This window comes from Streptomyces sp. NPDC087270 (genome assembly GCF_044744625.1).
Lineage (GTDB): Bacteria > Actinomycetota > Actinomycetes > Streptomycetales > Streptomycetaceae > Actinacidiphila.
The window spans coordinates 26,806-49,558 of sequence record NZ_JBIUYR010000025.1 but is presented as its reverse complement, the minus strand read 5'-3'; the positions used below and the strand labels follow the sequence as shown (position 1 = coordinate 49,558).

The 22,753-nt window shown below is 73.0% G+C and carries 18 protein-coding genes and 1 tRNA gene; 9 read left to right on the top strand and 10 right to left on the bottom strand.

Features of this window, described 5'->3' with window-relative positions; all coding sequences use genetic code 11:
* Positions 1-12: 12 nt before the first annotated feature.
* Positions 13-891, top strand: coding sequence for a hypothetical protein (locus tag ACIPAE_RS35510; protein WP_402451009.1), 879 nt, complete (start codon positions 13-15; stop codon positions 889-891).
* Between the two features lie 63 nt (positions 892-954).
* Here ACIPAE_RS35510 and ACIPAE_RS35505 read toward each other — a convergent pair whose 3' ends face one another.
* Positions 955-1,281, bottom strand: a complete 327-nt coding sequence (locus ACIPAE_RS35505) for a hypothetical protein (protein ID WP_328464789.1) — start codon at positions 1,279-1,281, stop codon at positions 955-957.
* A gap of 134 nt (positions 1,282-1,415) precedes the next feature.
* Between ACIPAE_RS35505 and ACIPAE_RS35500 the strand changes: the two genes are divergently transcribed.
* Positions 1,416-1,649, top strand: a complete 234-nt coding sequence (locus tag ACIPAE_RS35500; protein ID WP_328464787.1) for a DUF4287 domain-containing protein — start codon at positions 1,416-1,418, stop codon at positions 1,647-1,649.
* 75 nt (positions 1,650-1,724) lie between these two features.
* Here the strand turns inward: ACIPAE_RS35500 and ACIPAE_RS35495 are convergent, their stop codons facing one another.
* Both ACIPAE_RS35495 and ACIPAE_RS35490 read right to left on the bottom strand, forming a co-directional pair.
* The gene (locus tag ACIPAE_RS35495; RefSeq protein ID WP_402451006.1) at positions 1,725-2,513 is read right to left on the bottom strand and encodes a Bax inhibitor-1/YccA family protein; all 789 of its coding nucleotides are present in this window, start codon (positions 2,511-2,513) and stop codon (positions 1,725-1,727) included.
* A gap of 119 nt (positions 2,514-2,632) precedes the next feature.
* Positions 2,633-4,630, bottom strand: a complete 1,998-nt coding sequence (locus ACIPAE_RS35490; RefSeq protein WP_402451005.1) for a tetratricopeptide repeat protein — start codon at positions 4,628-4,630, stop codon at positions 2,633-2,635.
* A 341-nt stretch (positions 4,631-4,971) separates the two neighbouring features.
* On the opposite strand from ACIPAE_RS35490, the gene ACIPAE_RS35485 reads away from it, so the two are divergent.
* Positions 4,972-5,844, top strand: a complete 873-nt coding sequence (locus ACIPAE_RS35485; RefSeq protein ID WP_329368636.1) for a bifunctional DNA primase/polymerase — start codon at positions 4,972-4,974, stop codon at positions 5,842-5,844.
* 38 nt (positions 5,845-5,882) lie between these two features.
* Here the strand turns inward: ACIPAE_RS35485 and ACIPAE_RS35480 are convergent, their stop codons facing one another.
* The 5 genes from ACIPAE_RS35480 to ACIPAE_RS35460 form a co-directional block, all read right to left on the bottom strand.
* A complete protein-coding gene (locus ACIPAE_RS35480) occupies positions 5,883-6,617 on the bottom strand; it encodes a hypothetical protein (RefSeq protein WP_402451002.1) in 735 nt (244 codons plus the stop codon).
* Positions 6,618-6,984: 367 nt separating this feature from the next.
* Positions 6,985-7,070 (bottom strand) — tRNA-Leu (locus ACIPAE_RS35475).
* Positions 7,071-7,294: 224 nt separating this feature from the next.
* Positions 7,295-8,770, bottom strand: coding sequence for a class I SAM-dependent methyltransferase (locus tag ACIPAE_RS35470; RefSeq protein ID WP_402450999.1), 1,476 nt, complete (start codon positions 8,768-8,770; stop codon positions 7,295-7,297).
* Between the two features lie 384 nt (positions 8,771-9,154).
* Positions 9,155-10,564, bottom strand: coding sequence for an NAD(P)/FAD-dependent oxidoreductase (locus ACIPAE_RS35465; protein WP_366413084.1), 1,410 nt, complete (start codon positions 10,562-10,564; stop codon positions 9,155-9,157).
* 520 nt (positions 10,565-11,084) lie between these two features.
* The gene (locus ACIPAE_RS35460) at positions 11,085-12,146 is read right to left on the bottom strand and encodes an SGNH/GDSL hydrolase family protein (RefSeq protein WP_402451085.1); all 1,062 of its coding nucleotides are present in this window, start codon (positions 12,144-12,146) and stop codon (positions 11,085-11,087) included.
* A gap of 236 nt (positions 12,147-12,382) precedes the next feature.
* Here ACIPAE_RS35460 and ACIPAE_RS35455 point away from each other — a divergent pair, with 236 nt between their 5' ends.
* Positions 12,383-13,771, top strand: a complete 1,389-nt coding sequence (locus ACIPAE_RS35455) for a cystathionine beta-synthase (protein ID WP_329368913.1) — start codon at positions 12,383-12,385, stop codon at positions 13,769-13,771.
* A gap of 412 nt (positions 13,772-14,183) precedes the next feature.
* Here the strand turns inward: ACIPAE_RS35455 and ACIPAE_RS35450 are convergent, their stop codons facing one another.
* Positions 14,184-14,603 carry a hypothetical protein gene (locus ACIPAE_RS35450; protein ID WP_329368914.1) on the bottom strand — a complete coding sequence of 140 codons (420 nt, stop codon included), beginning with the start codon at positions 14,601-14,603 and terminating at the stop codon, positions 14,184-14,186.
* 89 nt (positions 14,604-14,692) lie between these two features.
* Here ACIPAE_RS35450 and ACIPAE_RS35445 point away from each other — a divergent pair, with 89 nt between their 5' ends.
* From ACIPAE_RS35445 to ACIPAE_RS35430, 4 genes are all read left to right on the top strand, one after another.
* Positions 14,693-16,051 (top strand): acyl-CoA synthetase, encoded by a 1,359-nt coding sequence (locus tag ACIPAE_RS35445; protein WP_329368916.1) that lies wholly within the window; start codon positions 14,693-14,695, stop codon positions 16,049-16,051.
* A gap of 219 nt (positions 16,052-16,270) precedes the next feature.
* The gene (locus tag ACIPAE_RS35440) at positions 16,271-18,454 is read left to right on the top strand and encodes an MMPL family transporter (RefSeq protein WP_329368918.1); all 2,184 of its coding nucleotides are present in this window, start codon (positions 16,271-16,273) and stop codon (positions 18,452-18,454) included.
* 233 nt (positions 18,455-18,687) lie between these two features.
* Positions 18,688-19,179, top strand: a complete 492-nt coding sequence (locus tag ACIPAE_RS35435; protein ID WP_402450996.1) for a hypothetical protein — start codon at positions 18,688-18,690, stop codon at positions 19,177-19,179.
* Between the two features lie 65 nt (positions 19,180-19,244).
* Positions 19,245-20,273, top strand: a complete 1,029-nt coding sequence (locus ACIPAE_RS35430; protein WP_402450994.1) for a MurR/RpiR family transcriptional regulator — start codon at positions 19,245-19,247, stop codon at positions 20,271-20,273.
* A gap of 91 nt (positions 20,274-20,364) precedes the next feature.
* Here ACIPAE_RS35430 and ACIPAE_RS35425 read toward each other — a convergent pair whose 3' ends face one another.
* Positions 20,365-21,987, bottom strand: coding sequence for an LPXTG cell wall anchor domain-containing protein (locus ACIPAE_RS35425; protein WP_402450992.1), 1,623 nt, complete (start codon positions 21,985-21,987; stop codon positions 20,365-20,367).
* Positions 21,988-22,192: 205 nt separating this feature from the next.
* On the opposite strand from ACIPAE_RS35425, the gene ACIPAE_RS35420 reads away from it, so the two are divergent.
* Positions 22,193-22,735 carry a hypothetical protein gene (locus ACIPAE_RS35420; RefSeq protein ID WP_329368926.1) on the top strand — a complete coding sequence of 181 codons (543 nt, stop codon included), beginning with the start codon at positions 22,193-22,195 and terminating at the stop codon, positions 22,733-22,735.
* Positions 22,736-22,753: the final 18 nt, after the last annotated feature.

Sequence of the window (22,753 nt, the reverse complement as noted above, 5' to 3'; positions counted from 1 at the left end):
GGGAGTAGCTCAGTGAGTGTGAACTTCACCGTCCTGCTGGTCGCCGCGGGACTCGCCGCGGCCGCGGGCGCCGCCGCCCTGCTCACCGCCCGCGGCACCCGCCGCGAACTGTCCGCCCTGCGCCGCGATCTGGCCGGGCTGAGCGTTCCCGGGCCCCGGGACGGCGCGAGCGACATCCGCACCGCCGTCGCCGAGGCGCTCGCCGAGGAGCGCGAGCGCGAACTGGCCGAGGCGCGCGCCTTCTGGGCCGAGCAGGAGGCCCGGGAGAGCGCCGGCGACACCGGACTGCCGCGCGGCCCCTTCGGCGCGTCCAGCGGCGGTCCTGGCGCCCTGGCGGACGATCCCGCCGACCTCGCCGGCCACCGCGACTACGAAGTCCCGCCGGTGCTGCCCTACCTGCCCCGGCAGGTCGACTTCGCCGGGATCGAGCCCGGCGGCCCGGACGCCGTCGCCTTCGAGGCGGCCCTCGACGCCGCCGCCGACCCCGAGGCCCCGGACACCCCCGAGATCGCCCGCCCCGACGCCACCCGCCCCGCGCCCGGCGCGATCCCGCACCCCTCGGGCCCGGACTTCGCGCCCTCGCCGGTGGTCGCCTCCCCGGACCAGACCGCGGACCGCCTCTCCGACCTCGCCGACGGACGTATCCCGCTGTCCGACGTCCGGCCCGGCCCGCTCGGCACCCTCGACGTCTACGTCTTCGCCGACGGCACCACGCTCTGCATGACCCCGGGACACCGCGAGACCGCCCTCAAGCTCAGCGAGGCCCTCGACCGCGGCGAGGTCCCCGTGCTGCGCGGCGGCTCCGCGATAGCCGGCGCCTACGCCCTGACCTTCGCGTGCGGCGACGAGGCCGTCTACGTGCTCGCCGACCGCGTGGTGGCGTCGCTGTAACGCCCGGGCCCGGCCGGCGCCGGGGCCGCGACGCCCCCGCGGGCGCCGCGAACGCCCAAGGGGTCAGCCGATGCTCTTCGCGGCCCGTGCCACCCGCTCCAGCGCCTCCGTCACGACCGCGGCGGCCCTGTCGGGCTCGACCGAGCCGAGGGCCATCGCCAAGTCATGGCCGGCGACCGCGAGTTGGTCGCCCACGATGAACATCCCGTCGTTCGGCATGCGGTGCGGCGCGCGGTCCGGGAACTCCAGGGTCTCCGCCTGGACGGCCAGCCAGCGCGCCAACTCCAGTGCCTCGGCGGCGGCTCCGCCCTGGAGCCTGCGTTGCGGGAGCGACCGCAGCCGCCCGGCGAGACGGTCGACGGCGGTGTGCAGCGCGGTGCGATCGGACATGACCGCGACCCTACCCGCGCGCCCGGCGCACCCGCGCGGTGCGGCTTCGCACCGATATCCGCACGCCCGGGATGGTTGCCAACGAACGACCTCTCGGGCACGGTGGGGTGACCGGATCGCACACCGGAGGCGCCATGTACCCCACGCACATCTCCGACGAAACCCACCGGAACCTGATCGACCGCATCCCGCACTGCACCGGCCGCGAGGTCAGCGAGTGGCTGCGCGACCTCGCCGACGGACCCTCCCTCCTCCGCTTCGACGAACGCGTGAGCTGGCTGCGCAGCGAGCACGCCCTGTCCTACGGCCACGCCAAGGCCCTCGTCCACGAGTACGACCTGCGCCGGGCCAGGCGCAACCTCCTGTAGCGGCTGGTCAGGACTCCGCCCGGGTCCGTCCGGACCCCGCCTGGCTCCGTCCGGCTCGGTCCGGTTCCGTCCGGCTCAGTCGCGCAGGATGGAGATCAGGCGTAGGAGTTCGAGGTAGATCCACACCAGGGACAGCGTCAGGCCGAACGCGGCGAGCCAGGCGCGCTGTTGCGGTACTCCGTGCCGGATTCCGTCCTCGACCTGCTGGAAGTCCAGCGAGAGGAAGAAGGCGCCGAGGAGGATGCCGAGCGCGCAGAAGGCGATGCCGAGCCCGCCGGTGTGAATCCCCAGCGTGTCGCCGCCGCCGAAGGCGGAGAAGAGCAGGTTGACCACGATCGCGATCAGGAAGGCGACCGAGACCGCCAGCCCGATCCTGCGGTAGCGCGCGGTGACCCGGATGAGGCGGGTCCGGTACGCGAGCAGCATGCCGCAGAAGACCGCCACGGTGCCGAGCACCGCCTGGACCGGAGCGCCCTGCCACGCCTCGTTGTAGGTGCGGCTGAGGACGCCGAGGAAGACGCCTTCGAAGAGGGCGTAGCCGATGATCAGGGCGGGCGACGGCGTCCGCTTGAACGACTGCACCATCGCGAGCACGAACGCGATGACCGCGGCGCCGATCGCGAGGCCGTACCGCTCGGGCAGCGCGAACCAGCCGAGCAGCACGCCGAGTACGACCGTGCCGAGGGTCGTCGCGGTGCGGGCGACGACGTCGCCCATCGTCATCCGGCCGGTCCGCGCGGGCCCGGCGGAGGGGCGGGCGTACATCGTCTCCAGCTGTGCGGCCGTCAGGTCCCGCGGCTGCTGGGAGGTTCCGCCGCCCTCGGTGAAGCCGCGGCCGGTCAGCACGGGGTTGCTGCTCTTCATCACGGTCCTCCGATGCCGCGCGCTGCGGCTGCCCCCAGGGTAGGTGCAGGTCAAAAGGGCCGCATGGCGGCAGGAGAAGGGGTGGCGACGGGGCCGAGAAGGGGCGGGGCCGGTGCGGTTCAGCGCCGCCGGCGGCGGAAGAGACCCCTGCGGGCGGGCCGGGCCGGCGGGCCGGCGGGCTGCGCGGGCGCGGCCGGCCGCGGGTCGGATGCGGTGCCCGCGTGCGTGCCTGACCCCTCGTCCGTGGCCGCGGTCGCAGGCGGTTCCGTATCCGTGCCCGTGCTGTCGGGCTCCTGCTCGGCGCGCCCGATCGCGGCGAGCAGGTCGCGGGCCAGGTCCGTATAGGTCGCGTCCAGCCACGGGCACAGCAGCACCAGGCGGCACAGCGAGCCCAGCACGGTGACCTCGCGGGTGCGGTACGCCTTGGCCGCGGCGAGCATCCGCTCGGTGACCCGCAGCCCGACGTCCTCGCGCACGGAAGGGTCGACCCAGGCGGTGGCCACCATCGCGAAGGAGGCCGTCTCGGCGAGCCAGTCCTCGGGGCCGTCGAGCAGGTCGAGCAGCACCGAGCGGCGCAACGACCGCGGCCACGGCTCGTCGGTGCGGTGGTGGGCGACCCCGAGGCAGGCGAAGGTCTGCACCGCGCGGACCCACAGCTCCGGGCGGTACGCCCGCAGGTAGCGGCCCTGCTCGTCGTCGGGCGGCGCGGGCGGGTGGACCATGACGCCGAGCAGGTCCGCCAGCGGCAGCCCGGACAGCCGCACCCCGTGGTCGTAGGCGGCCGGGATGTGCGGCCAGGACGCGGCCGCGGTGTCCCGTACCAGCCGCGCGGCCTCGGGGGAGGGCGGGGGCACGGCCGGGTGGGCGATCAGGCCGTCGTACGCCCACAGGGTGCGGCCGACCGCGCCGACCGGCTCGCGCGGGTCGGGGTCGCCGACGGAGCGGCCGGCCACCTCGCCGTTCGGGAAGGACATCAGGAAGGTGAGCACCGCGCTGGGCGGCTCGATCATCGACGCGGTGAGCTGCACCTGCCGGCCGCGGGCGGCGTCCGCGTCCGGGCTGCGCAGGAGCTGGTGCAGCACGTTGACGGTGGCCTCGGTGGCGCCCGCCACCACGCCGAGCCACGGCCGCCACTCGCTGTGCCGGGCCAGCACGGTCGCCGCGTAGGAGTGGTCGGGGTGCGCGCGCAGGTGGTCGGCGAGGGCCAGCAGGTGGGCGGCGTCGCCGTCGGCGGCGTACCGGACCCCGAAGACGGCCGGGCCGGCCTGCGGGTCGTCCGGGCGCGCCGCGGCGGCCCGTTCGGCCCACGGCAGGCCCTGCGCGGCCCGCCCGGTGGAGGCGTACAGCTCGGCGATGTCGACCATCAAGGACAGGTCGGTGGCGTCCCTGGCGATCTCCTCGCGCCACACCCGCAGCGCGTCGTCGGGCCGCCCGGCCGCCCGCAGCGCGTAGCCGAGCATGATGCTGGGGATGTGGTCCGGCTGGAGCCGGTGCGCCCGCTCGGCCCAGGCCACGGCCTGGTCGGTGGCGCCGATCCGGCGGGCGAGCGCCGAGCCGATCGCGGCCAGCCGCGCGTCGTCCGGGTGGTGTTCGACCACGGCGGCGACGAGTTCGTGGAAGGGCGCTATCGCCTCGCGGCCCGGTTCGGGCAGCGGGTCGGGCAGCGCGGTGACCATGTGGGCCAGCGCCTGGGTCACCACGTCGGCCGACAGCAGCCCGGGCAGCGCCTCCTGGCCGAGCCAGGCGACATGCGCCCAAGGGTGGTCGTACCGGGCCCGGATCGCGCCCGCGATCAGCAGCACCGCCTCGCCCCACTCCTCGCAGGCGGCGAGCAGGTGCGCACGGCAGACCACCGCGCCGACGAACGACCGGTCCGGCGGGAAGAACACCAGGGCAGCGGCCGGTCCGCCGGCCCGCCCGGCCAGTTCGGTGAGCGCCTCGTGCGCGTCGGGCAGCCGCGGATCGGCGGCGAACGCGCTGCCCAGGTGGTCGGCGGCGTGCGTCAGGTCGCCGCCGTCCATGATCAGCCGGGCCAGTGCCACCTCGCCCTCCGCGGCCAGACGTTCCGCTCCGTCGTCCCGGTTCGGGTCCGTGCCGTGCGTGTGCCGTTCGTCCATCTGCCCCCACCCCTCGGTCCCGCGTGGGCCGCACCCGGCCGGCGTCCCGGGCCGCGCCATCGGCGTCGCCCCCCGGCGTCGCCCCGTACGGTGTCCCGGGCGGTCCTCCGGCCGGTGCGCGCCGACGATGCCGCCAGTGCCGACGGTATTACCCGACCGCCGTGCCGCGGCACCGGGGTGACGGCACCGTGACCCGCGGTACGGCGACCTGGGGCCCGGGTCGGCGACGCGGACCGGGCCCGGGTCGCCGACACGGCTGGTATGAGGTGGACGCCGGCGGCCGGGCGCGGTATCACTGAGGGGTGGAGACGAACACGCGTTCGAAAATCAGGGAGCAGGCCATGCCACGCCCCGACCACATCCGCGCCCTGCACACGGCGCTGCTGACCGCCCTGCGCGGACTGCCGGTCTTCCCGCTGTCCCGCACGAAACTCCCCGCCGTCCGCTCCCCGCACCGCGACGAGCCCCGGGCCACCGACTGCCGCGGTGCCTGCGGCCGCCCCGGCCACGGCGTGCACGACGCGACCACCGACCCCGACCGCATCCGCGCCCTGTTCGCCCTCGCGCCCTGGGCGACGGGGTACGGCATCGCGTGCGGCCGCGCCCCGCACCACCTCGTGGGCCTCGACCTCGACGTCAAGCACGGCACGGACGGCATGGCCGCGCTGCACGCCCTCGCCGAGCGGCACGACTTCGCCGTGCCGCGGACCGTCACCGTCCTCACCCCCAGCGGCGGCCGCCACCTGTGGCTGACCGCGCCCGGCCCGGTGCCCAACTCGGCCGGCCGGCTCGCCCCCGGCATCGACATACGCGGCGCCGGCGGCTACGTCGTCGGCCCCGGCTCCCGCACCGTCGCCGGCCACTACCTCCTGGAACCCGGCACCGCGCAGCACCCGCTGGCACCCGCGCCGCCCGCACTGCTCCTGCTGGCCGCCCCGCCCGAGCCGCCGCCCGGCCGCGAGCCCGCCCCGCCGGCCCCGCGCCATCCGGCCGAGAAGCGCGCCGCGGCCCTGATCCGATTCGTCCTCGACTCCCAGGAGGGCGAGCGCAACGGCCGCCTGTTCTGGGCGGCTTGCCGTGCCTACGACGCCGGCCTCGGCGACGCGCTGGCCCCGGCGCTGGTGACGGCCGCGGTCCACACGGGCCTCAGCGAACGCGAGGCGGCGGCCACCGTCGCCTCCGCGGGCCGGCTGCGCGCGTCGGTGGAGCCGTGAGGCAGGCGTCTGTGGAGCCGTAGGACAGGCCCGCGGGGCTAGGCCAGCCGGGACCTGCGGTGGTCCGGGAAGCGGTCGGCGTCCGGGTCGAGGAAGTCGATCAGGTTCATGAGCGCGATCTGCAACGCCACGAGCCGGGGGTGCGGCCCGGTGCGGGAGGCCAGTCGGCGGACGCTGTCCGCCAGCGGCTCGAACCACGACGCGAAGTCAGGGTCGGTGTCCAGGCGCCGGCAGAACTCCGCGTACCCCAGGCACTGGTCGTCGCCGCCGCTGGTCAGCAGTTCCCCAAGGGCCCGCTGGTTGCTCCGGAATATCCGGAAGTGGGGGTCGTCGTAGCCGTCGCTGTTGAGCACGTTGCTGATCGCCGTCAGATGCCGGACGACGGTCCGGGAGCTCTCCCGGTTGCCCAGGTCCAGGAACTGGATACGGCGCCGCAGCAACTCCACCTGACCGAGGTACTCGCCCGCGACGTGCAGAGTGCTCCGGAGCGCGTAGTCGCGATCGCGGTCGTGGCCGTGCGTGTAGTAGACGTTCAGGAAATCCCTGTCCACGATGTTGAACAGGCGCGACTGGAAGTCGAACGCCGCCCACAGCAGCGGATCTCGGCGCTGGCTCATGAGGTCCTGGTGCTCGGCGAGCTTCGACTGCGCCGCGCCCTGCTGCTCCAACTGCGCCGCGAGCACGGTCTGTTTCCGGCTGAACCGGGCGCTGACCAGGATGCTGGACAGGGCGACCGCACCGGAGAGCGAGGCCACCACCAGCTCGGTGTTCATACGCCAGGACGCTGGCGCTGCCCACGACCACCGTGAAAGGGGCGGCGCGACCTCCCCGGGCGGGGGCCTCACGACGCGAGCAGGCCGGAAGCCGTCACCGCCCGGCTTCGACACCAGGTAGTCACCCCCGGGCGTCCGGGATGAGCGCGCCCTGATCAGGTCTGGAGGCGTAACGACGGACGCGACCGTCTGACGTGTCCAGGGTTCCCGTGCGGACATGCGCCAGGGCCCCGGCGTGCCTCGGGGGCGGTGTCGACGAGGAAGCGTCCGGGCCCGTCCGTGCCGCCGGGGCCCCGTGGGGCCCCGCAGCGCCAGAGGGTCTCGCCCGATGCCGGCCGTTCTCACTGGTGGAGGGACCAGCGAGAGATGGTGCCCGGAGCCGGACTTGAACCGGCACGCCCTCAAAGGGCAGCGAGGTTTAAGCTCGCCGTGTCTGCGTTCCACCATCCGGGCCGGCGGGGCGCAGAGAAAAGCGTATCCGGGTTGAGAGTCGTGAACAGGGCGCCTAAGTGGCCATGTTGTCTTATTTTAGGGGTTACTGACGTGTGGTCAGGGCGCCGCCCGCGGTCTCGTCGCACCACAGGCGGCATCCCAGCAGCATCAGCCCTCACGCACAAGTGACGTGAAATCGCTCTCCGCAACCGGAGTTCGGGCTTGTCGAACGGCCGTCGAACGCGTCACGACAGCCACGCCGAGCGGGTGGCGGGCAGCCCGGCCCGGCCGACCGGGTCGGTGCGCACCGCCATCACCTGGTTGACGCCGATGCGGTTGCGTTCGAAGGACAGCGCGGACGCGGCCATGTAGAGCCGCCACACCCGGGCCCGGCCGGCGCTGGTCGCGGCGACGGCCTCCTTCCAGTGCGCCTCCAGGTTCGCCACCCAGGTGCGCAGGGTGCGCCCGTAGTGCTCGCGCAGCGCCTCCACGTCGCGCACCTCGAAGCCCGCCTCCTCCAGCCGGCCCACCGTGGTGCCGACCGGGGAGAGTTCGCCGTCGGGGAAGACGTAGCGGTCGATGAACTCGTCGATCCGGTACTCCTCCTCGCTGCGCAGCGGGCGGCGGGCGATCTGGTGGTTCAGCAGCCGGCCGCCCGGCTTGAGGAGGGCGTACAGCGTCCGCGCGTACTCCAGGTAGCGCTCGCTGCCGACGTGCTCGGCCATCCCGATCGACGAGATCGCGTCGTACGGGCCGTCCTTGACGTCGCGGTAGTCCTGCACCCGGATCTCGATACGGTCGGCGAGCCCGGCCTCCGCGATCCGCTTGCGGGCGAAGGCGGCCTGCTCCACGGAGAGCGTGATCCCGGTGGCCCGCACTCCGTAGTGCCGGGCCGCGTGCAGCACCATGGAGCCCCAGCCGCAGCCGACGTCCAGCAGCCGCTGTCCCTCCTGCAACCCCAACTTGCGGCAGACCAGGTCGAGTTTGGCGTACTGCGCCTGTTCCAGGGAGATTCCGGCGGCGCCGACCGGATCGGTGCCCTCCGCGGACACGCCGGCCACCGACGCCGCGGTCGCGGCGGCCGCGGCCCGCCTGCGCGCGGTGTCGGCGCTGACCTGGTCGCTCACCTCGTTCCCCGCCTCGTTCCCCGCCTCGGCGGCGGCGAGGCCGGAATCGGCCCACAGCGCGCACGAGTAGACCATGGACGGGCCGAGCACGATCTCGTAGAAGGCGTTCCCCACGTCGTAGTGGTGGGCGATCGCCTCCTTGTCGCGGCGCTTGGTGTGCGCGAGGCCGCTGCGGCGGCGCACCTCCTCGGGCGGCGCGGAGGGCGGCAGCCCGGGGCCGGCCAGGGACAGCACGCTGCGGATCAGCCGGTAGGTCGCCGGGTCGCGCAGGGCGACCGCGGCCTGGCGTACGCCCTCGCCGCGGCCGGCCGCCGGGTCGGGCTCACCGCGCTCCCAGATCAGCCCGGAGAGCGTGTCGAGCGCGGTGTAGAGGTCGCCGTCGACGTCGAGGTCGCCGGCCACCCACGCTCTGGCCAGGCCGAGTTCGCCCGGCCGCCACAGCAGCCGGCGCAGTGCCCGGCGCTTCCTGAAGACGAGTGCGGGTGCGCCGACCGGTCCCGCCTCGCTGCCGTCCCAAGCGCGCACGCGCAACGGGAACGGGCCGGGGAGAACGTGCTCGGCGATGTCGAGGATGCGATGAGCCGCGTCAACCATGGATCTGAGCGTACGACTGAAAATCGCACTTGAGGCGCCTGACGCGGAAATCTACGTTGCGGATACACGCAGTTGGGCCGGAAGAGGTGGAATGCCCCTCTGCCGGGCGCGTCGCCGCCCGTCGGGAGGGGTGCTGTGCGCCGGCCGGCCGGGCATGCGGAACGGGGCCGGGAGGGGCCGGGCGGGGCTGCGCGACGTCGGGCGCGCGGCGAGAGGCGCGCGGCGAGGGGTGCGCGGCAGGGCGTACGGCACGGAGCCGGGCGGGCGCGCGGAACCGCGTACGGCCGGGCGTGCCAAGGGAGTTCGCGCGGGCATGCCGAAGGGCGCCCGCACCACGGATGGCGGGCGCCCTTCGAACCGCGCTTCTGCTCCTGCCGAGCCCCGCTAGGAGGCGACCTTCTCCGCGTCGGTGGCACCCTTGGCCGCGCCGGCCTCGGTGCTGCCGGTGCTCTTCTCGGCGGCGGGCGCCGGGATCGGCCGCGCTGCCTCGTAGAACTCCTCGCGGGGGTTCTCGATCGCGCCGAGCGAGACGACCTCGCGCTTGAGGAACATGCCGAGCGTCCAGTCGGCGAAGACCCGGATCTTGCGGTTCCAGGTCGGCACGGCGAGGCCGTGGTAGCCGCGGTGCATGTACCAGGCGAGCCGGCCCTTGAGCTTGATCTTGGTCTTGCCGACCACGATCATCGCGACGCCCTTGTGCAGGCCCAGGCCCGCGACCGCGCCCTTGTTGGCGTGCTTGTAGTCCTGCTGCGGGAAGCCGCGCATCCCGGAGACCACGTTGTCGCCGAGCACCTTCGCCTGGCGCAGCGCGTGCTGCGCGTTCGGCGGGCACCAGGCACCCTCGCCCGCGGCGAGGTCCGGCACCTGGGCGTTGTCGCCCGCGGCCCAGATGTAGTCGGTGCCCTGCACCTGGAGGGTGGGCGCGGTGTCCACGTGACCGCGCGGGCCCAGCGGCAGGCCGAACTTGGCCAGCGCCGGGTTCGGCTTCACGCCGGCGGTCCACACGATGGTGGACGCGTCGACCTCGAGCCCGTTGGCGAGCACCACGTGCTTGTCGACGCAGCTCTTCATGGAAGTGCTGAGGTAGACCTCGATGCCGCGCTCCTGGAGGTGTTCCAGGCCCCACTTGCCGAGCTGCGGGCCCACCTCGGGGAGGATCTTGTCGGCGGCGTCCACGAGGATGAAGCGCATGTCCTCGCGCTTGACGTTCGGGTAGTACTTGGCCGCGTCGCGGGCCATGTCCTCGACCTCGCCGATGGTCTCCGCGCCGGCGAAGCCGCCGCCGACGAAGACGAAGGTGAGCGCCTTGCGGCGGATCTCCTCGTCGGTGGTGGAGTCGGCCTTGTCGAGCTGCTCCAGGACGTGGTTGCGCAGGCCGATCGCCTCCTCCACGCCCTTCATCCCGATGCCGTTCTCGGCCAGACCCGGGATCGGGAAGGTGCGGGAGACCGCGCCGAGCGCGATCACCAGGTAGTCGAAGGGCAGCTCGTACGGCTCACCGACCAGCGGCTCGACCGCGGCGACCTTGCGGTCCTGGTCGATGGTCGTGACCCGCCCGGTGAGCACCTCGACCCCGGGCAGCACGCGTCGCAGCGGGACGACGACATGCCGCGGGGAGATGCTGCCTGCTGCGGTTTCGGGAAGGAAGGGCTGGTACGTCATGTACGAGCGCGGGTCGACAACCGTGACGGTTGCCTCGCCGTACCGCATCTTCTTCATGATGCGGCGCGCCGCGTACAGGCCGACGTAACCGCCGCCTACTACGAGAATCCGTGGACGCTCCGTGGTGCTCATGGTTCGAGTATCCAGCACGTCCGGGGGTGTACCTCGTGAGCCCCTTCACAAGGGTATGGACACCCTCTGCTACACTGCGCACCTTCACGGCCCAGGGTGGCGCGGAAACCGAGCGCCCAGGGCGGCCACCAGCCGTTATACACGTCGCTGAGCAGCGTCGATCGCCGGCCCGTCCGCTGTGGTTCTCCCCTCCGCAATGCCCCGGAAACACGGATGGCCCAGGGATTCAGGGGGATTTGGGGCCCCGGGCGCCGGAAAGTTGACCCACTGGGCGGGAACTTCATGTGAAGAGTTTCACAAAGGATTCCGCGTGCCCATGATCCGGACGGGCCGGCGCCCCGTCCGACGCGCTCACCAGGGAAGTTCGCGGTCTCAACTGAGCGCGCGGGGCCGCCTCCTGGGTGCCTGGGCGGCGCGGGTAAGCCCCGGCCTCCAGGGGGCCAGGGCTTACCGGGGCTACCGGACACGGGCCGGCTCGGCCGTAGGGCGCAGGCAAGGCGCCCGCGCGTCCCGGCTACGGTCACGCGCCGCGTCGGGCCGCGCCCTCGGCCGAGGTCTCGGCCGCGTCCCCGCTGTCGTCCTGCGGATGCTCCTGCTCCACCAGGCGCCGCCGGCGCCGCTTCATCAGCGCCCACCGCCCGCGCGGGCCCGCCGAGACGGCATGCGCGGCCGCCACCTCGGTGCCGGCCTCCGACGCCGCCTCGGCCGCCGCCTCGGCGACCGGCAGGAAGCCCTCGCCGCGCCGCGCGTCCGGCCGCTCGTCGGCCTCCGGCCACAGTCCGAGCGAGGCACACAGCGTCGGCAGGATCGCCATCGCCGCCGTCGCGTAACCCTCAGCCGAGGGATGGAAGTTGTCCGGCCCGAACAGTTCGCGCGGCCGCGCCTCGAACTCCGGGCCCAGCAGGTCGCCGAGCGAGACCGTACGCCCGCCCAGGTCCACCACCGCGATGGTCTGCGCCGCCGCGAGTTGCCGGCTGGCGCGCCGGGCCAGCCAGCGCAGCGGCTGGTAGACCGGCTCCACCGAACCCAGGTCGGGACAGGTGCCGACCACCACCTGGCTGCCGGTGTCGCGCAGCCGCCGTACCGCGTCGGACAGCAGCCGCACCGAGGTGGACAGCGGCATCCGGCGGGTCACGTCATTGGCGCCGATCATGATCACGGCGACGTCGGGCGGGGGCAGCGTGGAGTCCAGCAGCAGCGAGACCTGCCGGTCCAGGTCGTCGGACTGGGCGCCGGGCAGCGCCACGTTCATCAGCTTCACCGGCCGCTCCGCCACCGCCGCGAGCCCCGAGGCGAGCAGCGCCCCCGGGGTCTCCCGGGCCCGCCGCACCCCCTGACCCGCCGCGGTGGAATCACCCAGAAAGCCCAACCGGAGCGGAGCCTCGTCCGTACGGTGGGCGAACGCCGACCCGTACCGGCCGTCGGCCCGCGGCGGGATGTCGTCCGACCCGCCGACCATCCGCTTGGCCAGCCGTGCCTCCGTCAGCAGCAGCCCCACCGCGGCCCCGCTCAGCAGGCTGATCCCGCCACCGCCGAACGCCGCCGCGGTCGCGATCCGCCGTGCCACCCTCGCCCTGGACATCATCGAGTCGGCCACCTCCCTGGACTGTCCGGACACCACCATGCGCCACCGCGCACACACGTTCCCCCGCCACACGCCGAAGACCGGGCACCGACCCGCCGCGACGCACGCCACGCGTGACATCCCTTTCCCACGTCGACGTGACACCCCTACCCACCTCAACGCCGACCGCAGCGTCCGCGTTTCCACCAGGCTCTAACCTGGTGCCACCATCTCGGAGAACCCGGAGACACACGGTGCAGTTTCACGACTCGATGATCAGCCTCGTCGGCAACACCCCGCTGGTGAGGCTCAACAGCGTGACCGCGGGGATCAAGGCGACCGTCCTCGCGAAGGTCGAGTACTTCAACCCCGGAGGCTCGGTCAAGGACCGCATCGCCCTGCGGATGATCGAAGCCGCGGAGGAGAGCGGTGAACTGCGTCCGGGCGGCACCATCGTGGAGCCGACCTCCGGCAACACCGGAGTCGGCCTGGCGATGGTCGCGCAGCGCAAGGGCTACCACTGCGTCTTCGTCTGCCCGGACAAGGTCTCGGCGGACAAGATCAACGTCATGCGGGCCTACGGTGCCGAGGTCGTGGTCTGCCCGACCGCCGTCGACCCCAGCCACCCCGACTCGTACTACAACGTGTCCGACCGGCTGGTGCGCGAGACGCCGAACGCCTGGAAGCCGGACCAGTACAGCAACCCGAACAACCCGCTGTCGCACTACCACTCCACCGGTCCCGAGCTGTGGAAGCAGACCGAGGGCAAGATCACCCACTTCGTGGCCGGCGTCGGCACCGGCGGCACCATCTCCGGCACCGGCCGCTACCTCAAGGACGCCAGCGACGGCCGGGTGAAGGTGATCGGCGCCGATCCGGAAGGGTCCGTCTACAGCGGCGGCTCCGGGCGCCCGTACCTGGTCGAGGGCGTCGGCGAGGACTTCTGGCCGACCGCCTACGACCGCGAGGTGGCCGACGACATCGTGGCCGTCTCCGACAAGGACTCCTTCCAGATGACCCGCCGGCTCGCCCGCGAGGAGGGCCTGCTGGTCGGCGGCTCCTGCGGCATGGCGGTCGTCGCGGCGCTGGAGGTCGCGGCCCGGCTCGGCCCGGACGACGTGGTCGTGGTGCTGCTGCCCGACAGCGGCCGCGGCTACCTCTCGAAGATCTTCAGCGACGAGTGGATGAGCTCGCACGGCTTCCTCGACGAGAACGAGGGCGAGCCGCGGGTCGTCGACGTGCTCGCGCACAAGGACGGCGGGCTGCCCAACCTCGTGCACATGCACCCGGACGAGACGGTCGGGCAGGCGATCGAGGTGCTGCGCGAGTACGGCGTCTCGCAGATGCCCGTGGTCAAGCCCGGTGCCGGGCACCCCGACGTCATGGCGGCCGAGGTGATCGGCTCGGTGGTCGAGCGCGAACTGCTGCACGCGCTGTTCACCAAGCGCGCCGCCCTGGACGACCCGCTCGACAAGCACCTGTGCCCGCCGCTGCCGCAGGTCGGCTCCGGGGAGCGGGTCGGCGACCTGATGACGGTGCTGGAGAACGCGGACGCGGCGATCGTGCTGGTGGAGGGGAAGCCGACGAACGTCGTGAGCCGGCAGGACCTGCTGGCCTTCCTCGCCGGTCACGGCGGTTCCTGAGGGGTACCGCGCACCGGATGGCCGGTGCGCGCCGCTCCGGCCGCGCATTCCGCGAACTGGTACGCCCGCGACACGTCCACGCAGCACGCGCTTAACACGGGTCCGGCAGATTGGGTGATGTCGAAAGCGCGGCCGGTTCGCCCGGCCGCATCGGCACCCAAGTGGCGCCAAGGCTTCCGGAGCGGCTCCCGGACTCCATGGTGACCCTGGACGCGCAGGCCCGGCCCTGACCCGGCACGCGTCCCGGCGAGGACCGCCGTCGTCCCGCCCCCCGGGCAGCAATGCCCCGGGGGTGCGGCGGTCCTCGCCCCCTTTTTTTGGGCTCGCTCGCCGCTTTTCCCGCTCGCTCGCTCGCGACCCGGGCGAAGGGGTGCCCTCTCAGCGAGGTCGTCCGCCGCGGAGCCGTATGTGCTCAGGACCAGTCGTCGCGGTCGGGGTGGCGGTCCTTGGAGAAGAAGTTGCCCACGCCCTGGGCGAGGTTGACCGCGACGATGCCGGCCCAGCTGATCAGGAGCCCGGTGGTGCCCGCGTTGGCCACGCCGATCGCGGAGAGCGGGATCGCGGCGATCATCGTGAACCCCGCGAAGCCGTAACGGGCGAAGCGGGGGTTGCTCTGGGGCGGCCCGATCGGGCGGCGGTCGGCGCGCGCCGACGACGTCTGCTGCTGGGCCAGCTCGCGGCGCACCCGCTGCTCGACGCGGCTGTCCACGCGCTCGGCCACCTTCTCCATGAACGAGTCGACCAGTTCCGACTCGTATTCCTCGCCGAGTGTCTTGCGCGCCTGCAAGGTGGCGGCGAGTTCCTTCTTCAGTTCCGGGTCGCGGGCGTCCATAGGGCAACCGTAGGAGGCGCGGCGCTTGGGCGACACTGGGGCTAACCCCCGGTTTTCCCGGGGGCGGGCTGCCCAGTAGGAGGATTCCCATGGCATCGGTGCCGCTGCTCACCGCCTTGCACGGAGGGTCGGACCGTCCGGACGCACTGCGGGTCGACGGCAGGGCGTGCAGTTACGAGGAGCTGCTGGGCGCCGCGGGGGCGGTCGCCCGGCGGGTGTCGGGGCGGGAGGCGTTCGCGGTGGAGGCCGGCGCGTCGCTGGAGACGGTGGCGGCCGTGGTGGGCGGGCTGCTCGCCGGGGTGCCGGTGGTGCCGGTCGCCCCGGACGCGGGACCGGACGAACGGGCGCACGTCCTGCGGGACTCCGGCGCGGAACTGCTCCCCGTGGACTTCGCGGAGCGCGCCGACTTCAGCGCGGCGGTCGATGACGCGGGGGAGCCGGATACGGGCGGCGGGCGGCCGGCGCTGGTGCTCTACACCTCGGGGACGACCGGCCCGCCCAAGGGCGTCATGCTCTCCCGGGCCGCGATCGCCGAGGACCTGGACGCGTTGGCGCGGGCGTGGGAGTGGACGGCGGACGACACCCTGGTGCACGGGCTGCCGCTGTTCCACGTGCACGGCCTGGTGCTCGGCGTGCTCGGCGCGCTGCGGGTCGGCAGCCGTCTGGTGCACACCGGCCGCCCCACCCCGGCGGCGTACGCGGCGGCCGGCGGCAGCCTCTACTTCGGCGTGCCCACCGTCTGGCACCGGGTGGCGCGCGAGGAGGCCGCGGCCCGCGCGCTGTCCGGGGCGCGGCTGCTGGTGTCGGGGAGCGCGCCGCTGCCCTCTCCGGTCTTCGCCTCGCTGGCCGAGTTGACCGGGCACGAGCCGGTCGAGCGCTACGGCATGACGGAGACGCTGATCACCGTCTCCGCCCGGGCGGACGGGCCGCGCGCCCCGGGTGCCGTCGGCGTCCCGCTTCCCGGGATCGCCACCAGGATCGCCGAGTCCGCCGACGGCATCGGCGAACTCCAGCTCACCGGCCCCACCCTCTTCGACGGCTACCTCGGCCGCCCGGAGGCGACCGCGGCGGCGTACACCGACGACGGCTGGTTCCGGACCGGCGACATCGCGGCGATCGACCCGGACGGCACGCACCGGATCGTCGGCCGCGCGTCCACCGACCTGATCAAGTCCGGCGGTTACCGGATCGGCGCGGGCGAGGTGGAGAACGCGCTGCTCGCCCACCCCGCGGTGCGCGAGGCGGCGGTGGTCGGCGCGCCCCACGCCGACCTGGGGCAGGAGATCGTCGCCTACGTGGTCGCCGACGGGGTGAGCGCGAGCGAGCTCACCGACTTCGTCGCCACCCGCCTTTCGGTGCACAAGCGGCCGCGGCAGGTCCGTTTCCTCGGTGAACTGCCGCGTAACGCGATGGGAAAGCCGCAAAAGCGGTTGCTCCCGCCGCTGTGATCGGGGTAGTCATACCGGGTCCTTCTGCTCGCGCGGCTGCGACGCGCAGGAGTTGCCCGGGGGTGGTGGTTTGCCCCTTGCCGGGCGGCAAGTAAGATCTGGGTCACAACCCACCCATATGAAAATCTCCGGCCGGCGCGCGCGCCGTTCGGGTCGCCGATGCCCGGGAACCGCTCCAAAGGGTGGCGGTGATACGTCCTGCCATGGAGGCAGCACCGCATGTTCCACCGCATCGGACGCGCAGTCGTCCGCCATCCCGTATGGACGATCGTCGCGTGGCTCGTCGCCGCCGTCGCGATCGTCGCTACTGCGCCGAGCCTGCCGTCCAACAGCGACGAGAGCAGCTTCCTGCCCAGTAGTTACCAGTCGATCAAGGCGATGGACCTCCAGGAGAAGGCGTTCCCCGCGGCCTTCACCCCGTCGGCGATCGTCCTCTACCAGCGGAGCGACAACGCGCCGCTGACCGCGGCCGACAAGGCCGACATCACCAAGATCACCACTGCCCTGGACGGCAAGCACATCGACCAGGTGCAGAAGGTCGTCGCGGGCACGGAGTCCAAGGACGGCAAGTACGACACGGCCTATGTCCAGATGGACAAGAAGACCCAGGGGCAGCCGAAGCAGGCCGACGCGGCGAAGGCGCTGCGCACGGACTCCAAGGACCTTGCCAAGGGCACCCATCTGAAGGTCCAGGTCGGCGGTCAGGCCGCGCAGAACCTCGACCAGCAGGACGCGGGCAACACCTCCGACGCCGTCGCGCTGATCGGCTCGCTGCTCATCATCATCATCACGCTGCTGATCATCTTCCGGTCCCCGCTGATCGCGATCATGCCGCTGGTGATCCTGATGGGCCTGGTGTTCACCACGTCCAACGGCCTGATCGCCTACGCCACCAAGCTCTTCGGCCTGCAGGCCAACAGCTCGATCTCCGCGCTGCTGATCGTGGTGGTGCTCGGCGTCGGCACGGACTACTTCCTGTTCCTCATGTTCCGCTACCGAGAACGGCTGCGGGCGGGTGACGAACCCAAGGAAGCGATGATCAACAGCGTCACCAGGGTCGGTGAGGCGATCGCCTCGGCGGCCGGCGCGGTGATCATCTCCTTCCTGGCGCTGGCCCTGTCCACCCTGGGCTTCCTCACCCAGTTGGGCCCGGCGCTCGCCATCCTGGTCGCGGTCACACTGATCGCCGGTCTCACGCTCTTCCCGGCGATCTGCTCGCTCATCCCGCCGAAGGCGCTGTTCTGGCCGGGCAAGAAGTGGCACCTGGAGCCGTCCGGCACCCGCTTCACCTCGATCGGCCGGATGCTCGGCCGCCGGTCCGGCCTGGTCGCCATCGTCTCCGGCCTGGTGATGCTGCTGCTGGCGCTCGGCACCCTCGGCTACAAGGCCGACTACGACCTCGCCTCCGGGTCCATCCCCAAGACCAAGGAGTCGATGGTCGTCCAGGACAGCATGCAGAAGGCGTACTCCGCCGGTGCTGCCGATCCGACCTCGGTCTTCCTCACCAGCACCGACGGCAAGCCGCTGAACGGTGTCGACTTCACCGCGTACAAGGAGAAGCTCAGCCAGGCCGACGGCGTCGCCAGCGCGACCTTCGACCAGAGCACCGGGCTGAACAAGGACCACACCACGGCCCTGTTCAACCTGACGCTGAAGTACTCCGGCGCGAGCGACAAGGCCATCGCGGCGGTCGGTGACGTCCGCACGGCCGCCAAGGACAACGCTCCGCCGGGAACCGAGGCGGTGGTCGGCGGCACGTCCTCGATCTACCGGGACATCAACGCGGCCGTGAACCACGATTACCGCACGGTCTTCCCGGTGGCCGCGATCCTGATCATGGTGATCCTGGGGTTGCTGCTGCGCAGCATCGTCGCGCCCTGGTACCTGATCGCCTCGGTGGCCCTCGGGTTCGGAGCGACGCTCGGTGCCACCGTGCTGATCTTCGGCCGCGGCAGCGGGCTGATCTTCATGCTGCCGATCATCATGTATCTGTTCGTGGTGGCGATCGGAACGGACTACAACATCCTGATGATCGCCCGGCTCAGGGAGGAGGCCCGCGAGGGCCGCGAGCCACGTGAGGCCGCCGCGGAGGCGCTGCGGCACGCGGGTCCGACGATCGCCTCGGCCGGGTTCATCCTGGCGGCGACCTTCGCCACCCTGATGCTGTCCGGGAACTCGTTCCTCACCGAGATGGGCTTCGCGATCGCCTTCGGCATCGTGGTCGCGGCCTTCGTGATGGCGATGTTCTTCACGCCGAGCCTCACCGCGCTTATCGGGCACGCCGCTTGGTGGCCGGGTCACGCGGACCGCGCCGTCGACTCGGACGACGCCGGTGTGGTCGCCGCGGGCGCCGGCGGGGGCTCGTACGACGCACCGGAGCTGGACGAGACCGGGCGGCGGTAGGCAGCACCGAGCGGGAGTTATCCACAGGGGCCGGACGGGTGGGAACACCTGTCCGGCCCTTCGGCTACGCTGACACCGTCACGGATTGATTGCGGAGCGTGAGCGGATTCGGGCTCTTCGCTGCGTGGGGTGACGGTTTGTCGTACGGGGCCGGCCCCGGGGCGGGCGGGTGTTCGGGCGGTCCGGCGGGCCAACGGGTGGATCGATGTGCGGAGTTGCCGGGGGAGGCTGAAATGGCGGGGGAGCGGGGAACGGAGCGGGTCGCGGCGCCGGAGTGGCGGCCGCCGGAGGTGGAGTTGCCGTCGGCGCGGTGGCGGCGGCGGGTGCTGGCGGCGCCGGGGCTCGCGCTGCTCGGAGTGGCGCTGCTGGTGGCCGGCGTGTGGCTGGACGACCGGAAGGGCCGGCGGGAGGAGGCGCTCTGTCACCAACTGGGCGTGCCCTGGACGCAGTTCGTGGTGGGCTACGCGGCGCTGCTGTGCGGGGTGGCGGCGTCGGCGCTGTGCGTGCTGTTCTTCCGCACGGCGGCGCGGGCCGGCGCGCGGGGTGCCGAGTCCTGGCAGGGCACGCTCGCGCTGTGCATATGCGTCGCCAACGCGGTGGCGCTGCTCATCGAGGTGGTCGCGGTCTACGGAGTGCACGCCGAGGCCGCCGATCCGTACTGGCGGTGCTCGGGAGCGCCCGCGCTTGCCGGACTGCATACGTTCATGCAGAGTCATGTCCTGTGAATAGACCGGTCGGCGGGGCCCGTGGGCTGCCCCGGTCGGGCGGTTCGGACCAGGGACGGACGGGCATGGGCAGTGCTGACGGGGCGGACAAGGCTGACGGTGCCGGCGGCGGTGCCGGGGCGGACCGTGCGGGCGGCGTGAACGGCGTGGGCGACGCGGGCGAGGGCAATGACGTCGGCGACGGCGGCGACGCCGGTGACGTGAACGGCGCGAGCGGGAGCGGGAGCGCCACGGGTGGTGGCGCCGCGGGCAGAAGCGCGGGGAGCGGTGCGTCCGCGCGGCTGCTGAAGCTCTTCGAGGCGCACCGGCTGACCCCGACCCAGCGGCGCATCGCGCACTGCCTGGTGCGGCAGGCGGACGAGGCGGCCTTCCTGTCCAGCGTGGAGGTCGCCGAACTCGCCGGGGTCAGCCAGCCGTCGGTCACCCGGTTCGCGGTCGCCCTCGGTTTCGACGGGTACCCGGCGCTGCGCAAGCACCTGCGCGAGGTGGCGCCGGCGCCCGATCCGGCCGGCACGACCTCGTACAACGAGTACCAGCAGGCGGTGCACGCGGAGATCGAGAACCTGCGGCACCTGGTCGAGCTGCTGGCCGACCCGGAGCCGGTGGCCAGGGCGGGGGCGGTGCTGGCCGGGTCCAGGCCGCTGCCGGTGCTGGGGCTGCGGGCGGCGGGCGCCCAGGCGCGCGGGTTCGCGTACTTCGCGGCGAAGGTGCACCCCGATGTGCGGCTGCTGGACGAGGGCGGCACCATGCTCGCCGACCGGATCGACGCCGCGGTCCGGGCGGGCGCGAGCGCCCTGCTGTGCTTCGCGCTGCCCCGGCACCCGCGGGAGGTGGCCGACGCGCTCGGCTACGCGCGGGCGGCCGGGCTGACCGTGGTGACCGTCGCGGACAGCGCGTTCGCACCGGTGGCCGCGCACAGCGACCTGCTGCTGCCCGCGGCCGTCGGCACCGGGCTGGCCTTCGACACGGCGTGCGCGCCGATGCTGCTGGGCCGGGTGCTGCTGGAGTCGATGTGCGACGACCTGCCGGACGCGCAGGCGCGGTTGGAGGAGTTCGACGCGCATGCCGCGGCCCGCGGGGTGTTCATGGAGTGAACGCCCCCGCGGGCCGCGGGTGGTGCCGGTGCCGGTGCCGGTGTCGCTGGTCTGCCGGATTCTGCTGGTGCGTGGAGCGTGGCCGCCCCGGTCAGGAGCCGGTGGTCGTGCGGCGGGTCCTGCGGCTGTGGGCGAGGGTGAAGGCCGCGGCGCCGAAGGCGAGGGCGGCCGCTCCCAGCCAGGTGAGCAGCTGGGTGCCGTTGCCGCCGGTCGAGGCGAGCGTGCCGGTGGAGCCGGAGGTGCCGGAGCTTGCGCCGGCCGTGCTCCCGGCGCCGGTCTGGGTGGAGAGGTGGTTGCCGCCCGAAGTGCCGCCCGTGCTGGTGGTGCCGGCCGAGGAGGTCGGGGTGGCCGTCGCGCCGCCCTTGACGTGGACGGTCACCGCGGCCGTGTTGTTCGTCACGTCGGGGTCGAAGGGCAGCTTGCTGTCGTAGACGGTGGTGGCCCGGACCGTGCCCGTGGCGAGCGCGGGCGCGTCGGCGTCGATCCGCAGGGTGAACGGCATCTTCACGGTCGCGCCGACCCGCAGCGGCGGGTTGACCCAGCAGATGTACTTGGGCGCCCCGAGCTTCTGGTCGTGGGGACCGCCCTCTCCCCACGTGTAGCAGGCCTTGGGGATCTTCACCACGGTGGTGCCCTTGGGGACGTCGAACATGACGCCGAGCTGGTCGTCGCTGGTCTCGATGTCCACGGTGGCCGGGCCCTTGTTCCGCATCGACGCGATGACCTGCACCGTGTCGCCGGGCTTGCCGCTGACGGTGTCGCCGCCGGCCGCGATGTCCGCGGTGTTGTCGGTGTCGATCGTCCAGTCGGAGGTGTTCGTCCCGCCGCTGGGGGCCGCGCCGTCCGGCACGAGCGAGAGCACCGGGCCGTCCGCGCGGACGTTGTTGCCGGTCGGCGTGCCGGGCTTCGGGCTGACCGTGAAGCGGACCAGGTCCCACAGCGCGCTGCTGGTCACGTCGATGCCCACCGGGGCGGAGAGCCGGTACTTCTTGCCGGGCTCGATGGTGGTGGCGAAGTGGCAGACCGCGTTGTTGTTCAGCGTCGCATAGCCGTTGTCGATGGTCTGCTTGCTGTAGACGCAGTTGGAGAAGTGCTGCGCGTAGCCGAGCCCCTCGGTGGTGGTCACCCGCAGGTCGGCCCCGTCGGCCGGGAGCTGCCCGGTGTTCGCGATGGTGAGGGGCGCTTCAAGGCTGTCGCCCGGCTTGGCGTGGTCGACCTGGGTCGGCTTGTTGACCACCAGCCCGACCGCGCCGACGGTGACCCGCACGGTGAGGGGGGTGATCGTCGCGTTGTCCGCGGTGCCGGACAGGACCGCGGTGCCCGTGGTGCCCAGTGCGGCGCCCGGCTTGGCGTGGAGGTCGACCAGCCCGCCCGTACCGCCGACGCCCAGCTCGGCGCTCTTCCAGGTGACGGTGTCATCCGGGTACCCGTTGTCGGCGGTGATGAAGGAGCTGATCCCGGAGAGGTCCAGTGAGACGACCACGTTCGTGACGGTCGGGCCGCTCTTCGGCGGGGCGAGCGCCCAACTGATCTGCGGCGGGTCCCCCGAGTTGTCCGGCTGCGGCACCCCCACGCTGGTCTTCTGTATCTGAAATGCCAGGGTGGGCCCTTCGGCCGCATGCGCGGGCGCCTGCGCCGCGGCGGCGCCGAGCAGCGCGACCGCGAGGGCGGTCAGCGCGGCGGCCGAACGGCGCCATTTGAGGAGCGGAATCACGGGATCTTCCCCCAAGTCCCTTGGAGCATGGTGGTACGGAACACCCCTTGCGACCCTCGGCCCCGGCAAAAGGTTGTGCTCAGCGGAATGACATCTGGTTTAACGAAAATCTGAGAATCGCGAAGTAGTCTCCCTCCCCAGCACTTGGCCGGCGCCGCCGTACCACCGGGACGGCGGGCCGGGACGACGACGGAGGGAGCGCGACGTGGTGCGCGGGGCCTACACATTGGCGCGGGTGGCGGTGGCGGTGCGGGTGGCGGCGGTCTGGCTGTGGTGGCTGGGCGTGATCGCGGCCGTGCCGGGCACCGCCGTGACGTTCAGCCCGACCGGCCGCCGGATCGGTGTGCTGGCCGGTGCCGCGCTGTTCGTCATCGCCGCGGTGACGGCCTTCCTCGTCCGCGGCCGCCGGCACGCCGAACGCGCCAAGGCCGCCTCGCGTGCGGCGAAGTCCGTCTTCCTCCAGGACCGCAGGGTCACCGCCCGGGCGTGGCTGCGCCGCCGCCGCTGGTGGCTGCTGCTGGTGTTCGTGGTCGCCGCCGCCGCGAACGTCGTCCTGCCCTGCGCGGCGGGCATGCTCCTCGGGGGCGTCGGCGCCGGGCTGTGGCTGCGGTCCCGCCGGGTCGCCCGCATCGAGCGCTCCCACGACGCCCTGCTGTGGTTCCGTCCCGACGGCAACCCCGCGCTCTACCAGCTCACGGGGATCGCCGCCGGCGACGCGGCTCCCGGGGGCGGCAGGCGCCGCCCCTGACCCCCGAAGGCGCCGCGC

Coding starts and splice junctions, on each gene's coding strand:
- ACIPAE_RS35460 (WP_402451085.1), bottom strand. CDS start 12,146: ATGTCCAGGGCGAGGGTGGCACGGCGGATCGCGACCGCGGCGGCGTTC.
- ACIPAE_RS35430 (WP_402450994.1), top strand. CDS start 19,245: ATGGGCAGTGCTGACGGGGCGGACAAGGCTGACGGTGCCGGCGGCGGT.
- ACIPAE_RS35445 (WP_329368916.1), top strand. CDS start 14,693: ATGGCATCGGTGCCGCTGCTCACCGCCTTGCACGGAGGGTCGGACCGT.
- ACIPAE_RS35450 (WP_329368914.1), bottom strand. CDS start 14,603: ATGGACGCCCGCGACCCGGAACTGAAGAAGGAACTCGCCGCCACCTTG.
- ACIPAE_RS35500 (WP_328464787.1), top strand. CDS start 1,416: ATGTACCCCACGCACATCTCCGACGAAACCCACCGGAACCTGATCGAC.
- ACIPAE_RS35480 (WP_402451002.1), bottom strand. CDS start 6,617: ATGAACACCGAGCTGGTGGTGGCCTCGCTCTCCGGTGCGGTCGCCCTG.
- ACIPAE_RS35440 (WP_329368918.1), top strand. CDS start 16,271: ATGTTCCACCGCATCGGACGCGCAGTCGTCCGCCATCCCGTATGGACG.
- ACIPAE_RS35435 (WP_402450996.1), top strand. CDS start 18,688: ATGGCGGGGGAGCGGGGAACGGAGCGGGTCGCGGCGCCGGAGTGGCGG.
- ACIPAE_RS35470 (WP_402450999.1), bottom strand. CDS start 8,770: ATGGTTGACGCGGCTCATCGCATCCTCGACATCGCCGAGCACGTTCTC.
- ACIPAE_RS35490 (WP_402451005.1), bottom strand. CDS start 4,630: ATGGACGAACGGCACACGCACGGCACGGACCCGAACCGGGACGACGGA.
- ACIPAE_RS35505 (WP_328464789.1), bottom strand. CDS start 1,281: ATGTCCGATCGCACCGCGCTGCACACCGCCGTCGACCGTCTCGCCGGG.
- ACIPAE_RS35495 (WP_402451006.1), bottom strand. CDS start 2,513: ATGAAGAGCAGCAACCCCGTGCTGACCGGCCGCGGCTTCACCGAGGGC.
- ACIPAE_RS35485 (WP_329368636.1), top strand. CDS start 4,972: ATGCCACGCCCCGACCACATCCGCGCCCTGCACACGGCGCTGCTGACC.
- ACIPAE_RS35465 (WP_366413084.1), bottom strand. CDS start 10,564: ATGAGCACCACGGAGCGTCCACGGATTCTCGTAGTAGGCGGCGGTTAC.